Annotated in this window: 2 rRNA genes; both read right to left on the reverse strand. The window is 48.9% G+C overall.

Features of this window, described 5'->3' with window-relative positions:
* Window positions 1-110 precede the first annotated feature (110 nt).
* A 5S ribosomal RNA gene (gene rrf, locus F1592_RS04935) occupies window positions 111-225 on the reverse strand.
* 71 nt (window positions 226-296) lie between these two features.
* A 23S ribosomal RNA gene (locus F1592_RS04940) occupies window positions 297-3,218 on the reverse strand.
* Between the last annotated feature and the right edge of the window lie 13 nt (window positions 3,219-3,231).

Raw genomic sequence — 3,231 nt, forward strand, 5'->3', positions numbered from 1 at the left:
AAACGCTTTCTACTCGTAAAGCTATTACACTTTCATTTGTTGATATCTTATTAAACCTTCGGTTTTAATTTTAAGCATAAAAAAAATAGACCTTTCGGTCTCAATACTTTGCCTGGCAACGTCCTACTCTAGCGGAACGTAAATCCAACTACCATCGGCGCTAAGGAGCTTAACTTCTGTGTTCGGCATGGGAACAGGTGTGACCTCCTTGCCATTGTCACCAGACAAGAGAATGATTATACATTCAAAACTAGATAGTAAGTAAATGATTTTGCTTCGCAAAACGTTGAAATAAATTGATTAAGTCTTCGATCGATTAGTATTCGTCAGCTCCACGTGTCACCACGCTTCCACCTCGAACCTATTAACCTCATCATCTTTGAGGGATCTTATAACCGAAGTTGGGAAATCTCATCTTGAGGGGGGCTTCATGCTTAGATGCTTTCAGCACTTATCCCGTCCATACATAGCTACCCAGCTATGCCGTTGGCACGACAACTGGTACACCAGAGGTATGTCCATCCCGGTCCTCTCGTACTAAGGACAGCTCCTCTCAAATTTCCTACGCCCACGACGGATAGGGACCGAACTGTCTCACGACGTTCTGAACCCAGCTCGCGTACCGCTTTAATGGGCGAACAGCCCAACCCTTGGGACCGACTACAGCCCCAGGATGCGATGAGCCGACATCGAGGTGCCAAACCTCCCCGTCGATGTGAACTCTTGGGGGAGATAAGCCTGTTATCCCCGGGGTAGCTTTTATCCGTTGAGCGATGGCCCTTCCATGCGGAACCACCGGATCACTAAGTCCGTCTTTCGACCCTGCTCGACTTGTAGGTCTCGCAGTCAAGCTCCCTTATGCCTTTACACTCTATGAATGATTTCCAACCATTCTGAGGGAACCTTTGAGCGCCTCCGTTACCTTTTAGGAGGCGACCGCCCCAGTCAAACTGCCCGCCTGACACTGTCTCCCACCACGATAAGTGGTGCGGGTTAGAAAGCCAACACAGCTAGGGTAGTATCCCACCAGCGCCTCCACGTAAGCTAGCGCTCACGTTTCAAAGGCTCCTACCTATCCTGTACAAGCTGTGCCGAATTTCAATATCAGGCTACAGTAAAGCTCCACGGGGTCTTTCCGTCCTGTCGCGGGTAACCTGCATCTTCACAGGTACTATGATTTCACCGAGTCTCTCGTTGAGACAGTGCCCAAATCGTTACGCCTTTCGTGCGGGTCGGAACTTACCCGACAAGGAATTTCGCTACCTTAGGACCGTTATAGTTACGGCCGCCGTTTACTGGGGCTTCGATTCGTAGCTTCGCAGAAGCTAACCACTCCTCTTAACCTTCCAGCACCGGGCAGGCGTCAGCCCCTATACATCACCTTACGGTTTAGCAGAGACCTGTGTTTTTGATAAACAGTCGCTTGGGCCTATTCACTGCGGCTCTTCTGGGCTTGCACCCTAAAGAGCACCCCTTCTCCCGAAGTTACGGGGTCATTTTGCCGAGTTCCTTAACGAGAGTTCGCTCGCTCACCTTAGAATTCTCATCTTGACTACCTGTGTCGGTTTGCGGTACGGGCACCTATTATCTATCTAGAGGCTTTTCTCGGCAGTGTGAAATCAACGACTCGAGGAAACAATTTCCTCTCCCCATCACAGCTCAATCTTAAGAGTGCCGGATTTGCCTAACACTCAATCTCACTGCTTAGACGTACAATCCAATCGTACGCTTCGCCTATCCTACTGCGTCCCCCCATCGATTAAAACGATGCTAGGTGGTACAGGAATATCAACCTGTTATCCATCGCCTACGCCTGTCGGCCTCAGCTTAGGACCCGACTAACCCAGAGCGGACGAGCCTTCCTCTGGAAACCTTAGTCAATCGGTGGACGGGATTCTCACCCGTCTTTCGCTACTCACACCGGCATTCTCACTTCTAAGCGCTCCACATGTCCTTGCGATCATGCTTCAACGCCCTTAGAACGCTCTCCTACCATTGTCCTACGGACAATCCACAGCTTCGGTAATATGTTTAGCCCCGGTACATTTTCGGCGCAGTGTCACTCGACTAGTGAGCTATTACGCACTCTTTAAATGATGGCTGCTTCTAAGCCAACATCCTAGTTGTCTGGGCAACGCCACATCCTTTTCCACTTAACATATATTTTGGGACCTTAGCTGGTGGTCTGGGCTGTTTCCCTTTCGAACACGGACCTTATCACCCATGTTCTGACTCCCAAGTTAAATTAATTGGCATTCGGAGTTTGTCTGAATTCGGTAACCCGAGAGGGGCCCCTCGTCCAAACAGTGCTCTACCTCCAATAATCATCACTTGAGGCTAGCCCTAAAGCTATTTCGGAGAGAACCAGCTATCTCCAAGTTCGATTGGAATTTCTCCGCTACCCACAGTTCATCCGCTCACTTTTCAACGTAAGTCGGTTCGGTCCTCCATTCAGTGTTACCTGAACTTCAACCTGACCATGGGTAGATCACCTGGTTTCGGGTCTACGACCAAATACTCAACGCCCTATTCAGACTCGCTTTCGCTACGGCTCCACATTTCCTGCTTAACCTTGCATCAGATCGTAACTCGCCGGTTCATTCTACAAAAGGCACGCCATCACCCATTAACGGGCTCTGACTACTTGTAAGCACACGGTTTCAAGTTCTCTTTCACTCCCCTTCCGGGGTACTTTTCACCTTTCCCTCACGGTACTGGTTCACTATCGGTCACTAGAGAGTATTTAGCCTTAGGAGATGGTCCTCCCAGATTCCGACGGAATTTCACGTGCTCCGTCGTACTCAGGATCCACTCAAGAGAGAATATATTTTCAACTACAGGATTATTACCTTCTTTGATTCAACTTTCCAGATGATTCGTCTAATATATTCCTTTGTAACTCCGTATAGAGTGTCCTACAACCCCAATAAGCAAGCTTATTGGTTTGGGCTCTTCCCGTTTCGCTCGCCGCTACTCAGGGAATCGATTTTTCTTTCTCTTCCTCCGGGTACTAAGATGTTTCAGTTCTCCGGGTCTGCCTTCTGACAAGCTATGAATTCACTTGTCGATAACACGACATAACTCGTGCTGGGTTCCCCCATTCGGAAATCTCTGGATCAACGCTTACTTACAGCTACCCAAAGCATATCGTCGTTAGTAACGTCCTTCGTCGGCTTCTAGTGCCAAGGCATCCACCGTGCGCCCTTAATAACTTAATCTATGTTTCCACCA

The sequence above is a fragment of the Staphylococcus sp. GDX7P312P genome, assembly GCF_008385775.1.
Taxonomy (GTDB): domain Bacteria; phylum Bacillota; class Bacilli; order Staphylococcales; family Staphylococcaceae; genus Staphylococcus; species Staphylococcus haemolyticus.